At 72.9% G+C, this 6,541-nt stretch carries 5 protein-coding genes; 3 read left to right on the top strand and 2 right to left on the bottom strand.

Going from position 1 to position 6,541, the window contains the following annotated elements; all coding sequences use genetic code 11:
- Window positions 1–62: 62 nt before the first annotated feature.
- Window positions 63–2,636, bottom strand: coding sequence for an aminopeptidase N (gene pepN, locus ACFWA9_RS37415; protein ID WP_380393714.1), 2,574 nt, complete (start codon window positions 2,634–2,636; stop codon window positions 63–65).
- Between the two features lie 223 nt (window positions 2,637–2,859).
- Here pepN and ACFWA9_RS37410 point away from each other — a divergent pair, with 223 nt between their 5' ends.
- Entirely contained in the window at window positions 2,860–3,492 is a 633-nt protein-coding gene (locus tag ACFWA9_RS37410; RefSeq protein ID WP_380393711.1) for a disulfide bond formation protein DsbA, read from the top strand.
- 103 nt (window positions 3,493–3,595) lie between these two features.
- On the opposite strand, the gene ACFWA9_RS37405 is transcribed toward ACFWA9_RS37410, so the two are convergent.
- The gene (locus ACFWA9_RS37405) at window positions 3,596–5,011 is read right to left on the bottom strand and encodes an amino acid permease (RefSeq protein ID WP_352289200.1); all 1,416 of its coding nucleotides are present in this window, start codon (window positions 5,009–5,011) and stop codon (window positions 3,596–3,598) included.
- Between the two features lie 292 nt (window positions 5,012–5,303).
- Here ACFWA9_RS37405 and ACFWA9_RS37400 point away from each other — a divergent pair, with 292 nt between their 5' ends.
- Both ACFWA9_RS37400 and ACFWA9_RS37395 read left to right on the top strand, forming a co-directional pair.
- Complete coding sequence (locus ACFWA9_RS37400) at window positions 5,304–5,918, top strand: biotin transporter BioY (protein WP_329487648.1); 615 nt, start codon at window positions 5,304–5,306, stop codon at window positions 5,916–5,918.
- A gap of 87 nt (window positions 5,919–6,005) precedes the next feature.
- Complete coding sequence (locus tag ACFWA9_RS37395; RefSeq protein WP_380393707.1) at window positions 6,006–6,491, top strand: ribose-5-phosphate isomerase; 486 nt, start codon at window positions 6,006–6,008, stop codon at window positions 6,489–6,491.
- Window positions 6,492–6,541 lie beyond the last annotated feature (50 nt).

Below are 6,541 nucleotides of genomic sequence, written 5' to 3'. Positions count from 1 at the left end.
AGGGGGGACCCCCCGCCGCGCGCCCGCGGGGGGGGGGCTCCCGGGGGACGGACCGTCGTGCCTCAGACGCCGTCGCAGGCCCGCGCCCGCAGGGCCCGGGCCAGGTCGTCCCGGCGCTCCAGCACCAGCCGGCGCAGCGCCGGCGCCGCCTCCGGGTGGCCGGCCAGCCAGGCGTCCGCCTCGGCCAGCGTCTCCTCACCGACCTGGGCGTGCGGGAAGAAGCCGCCGACGATCCGCATCGCGATCTCGATGGTCCGCTCCGACCAGATCCGCTCCAGCAGCTTGAAGTACGGCGCCGCGTAGAGCGCGGTCAGGTCGCGGTGCGCGGGCAGCGCGAAGCCGGCGATGTTGGCCTCGACCAGCGCGTTGGGCAGCTCCTCCGAGTCGATCACGGCGGACCAGGCGGCGGCCTTGGCCTCCGGGGTCGGCCGGGCGGCCAGGCACTGGGTGTACTGGCGCTTGCCGCTCGCGGTGTTGTCGGCCGTCAGCTCCCCGGCCAGCTCCTCGTCCGAGGCCTGGCCGGCCGCGGCCAGCGCCAGCCAGAGCGCCCAGCGCAGCTCCTGGTCGACGTCCAGGCCGTCGATCCGGGCGGTGCCGGCCAGTAGGCCGCGGACCAGGCCCAGGTGCTCGGAGCCGTTCGCGGTCTGCGCCAGGAAGCGGGCCCAGGCCAGCTGGTGGTCGCTGCCGGGGGCGGCGGCGCGCAGCTCGCGCAGCGCGCCGTCGGCCAGCAGCCGGCCGCCCTCGCCGCGCCAGGCCGGGTCGGCGTAGAGGTCGACGGCGCCCTTGGCCTGGAGGTGCAGCGACTGCAGCACGCCGATGTTGGCCTCCCGCCCGGCGAAGCGCAGCACCAGGGCGATGTAGTCGCGGGCCGGCATCAGGCCGTCCCGGGTCAGGTTCCACACGGCGGACCAGGCGAGCGCCCGGGCCAGGTCGTCGTCGAGGTCGCCGAGGCCGCTGCGCAGCGTCTCCAGCGACTCGGCGTCGAAGCGGATCTTGCAGTAGGTCAGGTCGTCGTCGTTCAGCAGCACCAGGGCGGGCCGGGGCCGGCCGGCGGCCTCGGTGACGACGGTGCGGGCGCCGGTGACGTCCAGCTCGATCCGGTCGGTGCGCACCAGCGCGCCCTCGGCGTCCCGGTCGTAGAGGCCGACGGCGATCCGGTGCGGGCGCAGGGTGCTGCCGTTGCCGGCGTCCTGGAGGACGGCGAGCTCGGTGATCCGGCCCTCGGCGTCCACGGTGAGCTGAGGGGTCAGCGAGTTGACGCCGGCGGTCTGCAGCCAGGCGGCGGCCCAGGACTTGAGGTCGCGGCCGCTGGTCTCCTCCAGGATGTCCAGCAGGTCGGCGAGTTCGGTGTTGCCGAAGGCGTGCCGCTTGAAGTAGCGGCGGGCGCCCTCGAAGAAGGCCTCCGAACCGACGTACGCCACCAGCTGCTTGAGCACCGAGGCGCCCTTGGCGTAGGTGATGCCGTCGAAGTTGAGCTTGGCGTCCTCCAGGTCCCGGATGTCCGCGGTGATCGGGTGCGTGGTCGGGAACTGGTCCTGGCGGTAGGCCCAGGCCTTGCGCTGGTTGGCGAAGGTGATCCAGGCGGAGGAGTACCGGGTGCGGGCGCCGATCAGCGCGTAGGAGCCCATGAAGTCGGCGAAGGACTCCTTCAGCCACAGGTCGTCCCACCAGCGCATGGTGACCAGGTCGCCGAACCACATGTGCGCCATCTCGTGCAGGATGACGTTGGCCCGGCCCTCGTAGGCGGCGTCGGTGACCTTCGAGCGGAAGATGAACTCCTCGCGGAAGGTGACGCAGCCCGGGTTCTCCATCGCGCCGATGTTGTACTCGGGGACGAAGGACTGGTCGTACTTGCCGAAGGGGTACGGGTAGTCGAACTCCTCGTGGAAGAAGTCGAGTCCGAGCTTGGTGACGCCGAGGATCTCGTCGGAGTCGAAGTAGGGCGCGAGCGACTTGCGGCACAGCGCGGCGAGCGGGATCTCCAGGGCGGTGCCGTCGGCCAGCGTGCGGCTGTAGTGGTCGGTGGCCATGTGGTACGGGCCGGCCACGACGGCGGTGAGGTAGGTGGAGATCGGCTGCGTCGGCGCGAACCGCCAGGTGCGGGCGGCGCCGTCGTCGGTCACCTGCTCGTGCACGGCGTTGGACCGGACGTCCCAGGCGGCGGGCGCGGTGACGGTGAAGGAGAACGGCGCCTTCAGGTCGGGCTGCTCGAAGGTGGCGAACACCCGGCGGGCGTCGGCCGGCTCGTAGTGGGTGTAGAGGTAGGTCTCGCCGTCCACCGGGTCGGTGAAGCGGTGCAGGCCCTCGCCGGTGCGGCTGTACGCGCAGTCGGCGTCCACCACCAGGACGTTCTCCGCGGCGAGGCCGTCGACGTGCACCCGGGCGCCGTCGAAGGCGGTGGCCGGGTCGAGCGCGCGGCCGTTCAGGGTGACGGCGCGGACGGCGCTCGCCAGCAGGTCGAGGAAGGTCGAGGCGCCCGGCTCGTCGCACCGGAAGGCGATCGTGGTGGTGGAGCGGAAGGTGGCGGCCGCCGGGTCGGGGGCCGAGGTCACGTCCAGCCGGACCTGGTAGCTGTCCACGGCCAGGATGCTGGCCCGCTGCTGGGCTTCGTCGCGGCTCAGGTTCTTGCCCGGCACGGCGGTACTCCTTTGTCCGGCTCGCACGGTGGTGCGGTCTCAACTGGTGCGGTGGGTGCTGCGCGTCGTGGTGCTGCTGCGGGGCATCCTTTCACGCCGCCCGCGCCGGTACCATTGCACAAACCGGGGCGCCGGTACGGAATCAGCGGCGCCGCGCGGGCGTTCGGGATCGGGTGGGCCCCGTGCCGGGGACCGCCCCGCATCTCACCGAAGGACGACAGCCGTGACGACTGCCGCTGAGCGCAAGACCGCCGACTTCTGGTTCGACCCGGCCTGCCCGTGGGCCTGGATGACGTCCCGCTGGCTGATCGAGGTCCAGCAGCTGCGCCCGGTGGACGTGAACTGGCACGTGATGAGCCTGTCCGTGCTGAACGAGCACCGTGACCTCCCGCAGGACTACCGCGAGCTGCTGGACAGCGCCTGGGGCCCGGTCCGGGTCTGCATCGCCGCCGCCCAGCAGCACGGCGACGAGGTGCTCGGCCGGCTCTACACCGAGCTGGGCACCCGCTTCCACAACCAGGGCCTGCCCCGGACCCGCGAGACCGTCGAGGCGGCGCTGGTCGCGGCGGGCCTGCCGGCCGGGCTGGCGGACGCCGCCGACACGGACGCGTACGACGAGGCCCTGCGCGCCTCGCACAAGGAGGGCATCACCCTGGTCGGCGAGGACGTCGGCACCCCGGTGATCGCGGTCGAGGGCGCGGACGGCGAGCGGGTGGCCTTCTTCGGCCCGGTGGTCACCCCGGCCCCGCGCGGCGAGGCCGCCGCCCGGCTCTGGGACGGCACCCTGCTGGTCGCGTCGACCCCGGGCTTCTACGAGATCAAGCGCACCCGTACCGCGGGCCCGTCCTTCGAGTAGCGGACGGCCCGCCCGCACCGGCGGGCGCCACGCGCGAGGGCCCGGTACCGCCGAGGAGCGGTACCGGGCCCTCGCGCGCGCGGCGGGACCTGTCGGACAAGCCCTAGCGGGCGGCCGCGGCGTCCCGGCGCTGCTTGAGCAGGCCGGCCCCGATCAGCAGCGCGACGAGCACGCCGGCCGCGTACAGCTGCTGCCGGTTGCCCTCGGTGGTGGTCATCAGCGCCAGGATGCCGACCACGGCGGCCATCGCCACCCAGGTCAGGTACGGGAAGCCCCACATCCGGACGGTGAGCAGCTCGGGCGTCTCGCGCTCCAGCCGGCGGCGCATCCGCAGCTGGACGACGCAGATGAAGAACCAGACCACCAGGATGGCGACGCCGGTGGTGTTCATCAGCCAGGTGAAGACGGTGTCGGGCCAGAACTTGGAGGCCAGCACGGCGCCGAAGCCGAACAGGCAGGAGGCGACCACGGCCAGTCGCGGCACCCCGCCGCTGACCCTGGCCAGCGCCTTCGGGCCCTGGCCGCGGGAGACCAGCGAGTACGCCATCCGGGAGGAGCCGTAGATGTTGGCGTTCATCGCGGAGAGCAGGGCGATCAGCACCACGGCCTCCATGATGGTGCCGGCGCCGGGCACGCCCAGGTGCTGCAGGACGGTCACGTAGGGGCCGTTCTCGACGACCGACGGGTCCTTCCAGGAGACCAGCGTGACGACCAGGGCCATCGAGCCGATGTAGAAGATCGCGATGCGCCAGACCGCCGTGCGCACCGCGTTGGCGACGTTGCGCTTGGGGTCGTCGGACTCGGCGGCGGCGATGGTGACGGTCTCCAGGCCTCCGTAGGCGAAGACCGAGGCGAGCAGGCCGACGATCAGGCCGCTGACGCCGGTGGGCAGGAAGCCGCCCTGGCCGGTGAGGTTCGTGGCGCCGGGAGCGCCGGGGCCGAGCACCCCGGTGACGCCCAGCGTGCCGATCACCAGGAAGGCGACGATCGCGGCGACCTTGATGGTGGCGAACCAGAACTCGAACTCGCCGAAGTTCTTCACCGCGGTGAGGTTGCTGGCGCAGAAGAAGACCATGAAGAGGCCGACCCAGACCCAGGCGGAGACGCCGGGGACCCAGCCGTTGACGATCTTGCCGGCGGCGGTGGCCTCGGCCGCGACGCCGCAGCAGAGCATCACCCAGTACATCCAGCCGGCGGTGATCCCGGCCCACGGGCCGATCTCCTTCTCCGCGTGCACCGAGAACGAGCCGGAGGCCGGGCGGGCCGCCGACATCTCGCCGAGCATCCGCATGATCAGCATGACCAGCAGGCCGGAGAGGGTGAACGCCAGGATGATGGCTGGTCCGGCCGCCGCGATGCCCGCCCCGGAACCGACGAAGAGGCCGGCGCCGATGACCCCGCCGAGCGCGATCATCGAGAGGTGGCGCTGCTTCAGACCGTGCGAGAGCTGCTGCCCGCCGGCCGGTGCTTCGGCGGTGGAGGTCGTCCCGGGCGCCGTGGGCGCGGAGGTACGGGCCATGAGGTGGGAATCCAGACTGTTCGGAATGCGGTGCGAATGGCCCAATATCCGGGGGCACCGCTGTCCATGCCAAGAATGACGCGCCCGGGCTCACGATACGGACCGGATCGTGACGGTATTCGGCCGGATCGCTCACGGTCCGTGGCCGCGAGGGGGACGGATCCGACAATCACGGCCGCCGGGGCTTTGTCCGGTTCCCTGACGGTGCCGGCGGCGATCACCACGTAGGTTCACAGGTGTTCACTCACCTGATCGTCCGATCGCCGACCGTCCCCGTGCGGAGGAAACCCCGATGGCCACTGCCACCACCCCGACTGCCACCACGTCGATACTGAGCCGCGGCGTCCTCGCCGACCTGCTGCCCGCCGCGTCCGGCCGGTTCGGCGCCCAGGCCCGCGACCTCGTCCTGGTGACCGGCGGCGCCGCCCTCACCGGTCTGGCCGCCCAGTTCTCGGTGACCGTCCACGGCTCCCCGGTGCCGGTCACCGGCCAGACCTTCGCCGCGCTGCTGGTCGGCACCGCGCTCGGCGCCCGCCGCGGGATCGCCTCGCTCGGCCTCTACCTGCTGGCCGGCATGGCGGGCCTGCCCTGGTTCGCCGAGGGCGCCTCCGGCTGGTCGATCCCCACCCTCGGCTACATGATCGGCTTCGTCCTGGCCGCCGCCCTCACCGGCGCGCTGGCCCGCCGGGGCGCCGACCGCACCCCGCTGAACACCGCCGCCACGATGGCGCTCGGCACCCTCGCCATCTACGCCGTCGGCGTGCCGTACCTCGCCTTCTCGCTGGGCGTCCCGCTGTCCCGCGCCGCCGAGCTCGGCCTCTACCCGTACCTGGTCGGCGACGCGCTGAAGGCCGTCCTCGCGGCCGGCGTCCTGCCGCTCGCCTGGAAGCTGCTCGGCAGGCGCTGACCGGTCCGCTCCCGGGCCGGGCGCCCCGCGGGCCCGCTCGGCCGCCCCCTGCGCGGCCCGGGTGCGCGCACGTGCCACACTCATGGCATGCGCGTGTACCTGGGCTCGGACCATGCCGGATACGAACTGAAGAACCACCTCGTGGAGTGGCTCAAGGAGGCCGGCCACGAGCCGGTCGACTGCGGGCCGCACATCTACGACGCGGCCGACGACTACCCCCCGTTCTGCCTGCGCGCCGCCGAGCGCACCGCGGCGGACCCGGAGGCGCTGGGCGTCGTGATCGGCGGTTCGGGCAACGGCGAGGCGATCGCCGCCAACAAGGTCAAGGGCGTCCGTGCGGCGCTGGCCTGGAGCGAGCAGACCGCCTCGCTCGGCCGCGAGCACAACAACGCCAACGTGATCTCCGTCGGCGGCCGGATGCACACCCGGGAGGAGGCGACCCGCTTCGTCGAGGTCTTCCTCAACACCCCGTACAGCGGCGACGCCCGGCACACCCGCCGGATCACGATGCTGAGCGAGTACGAGGTCACCGGCGAGCTCCCGCCGATCCCGGCCCACCACCCGCAGGGCTGATCCACCCCGTCGACCACCTCCGCCGGCCGGCCGCGCTCCCCAGCGCGGCC

Origin of the sequence: Kitasatospora sp. NPDC059973, assembly GCF_042737525.1 — a bacterium.
In the GTDB taxonomy this organism is placed as follows: domain Bacteria; phylum Actinomycetota; class Actinomycetes; order Streptomycetales; family Streptomycetaceae; genus Kitasatospora.
Note: the sequence above shows the minus strand (reverse complement) of the source record. Positions and strands in the feature narration are given on the sequence as shown.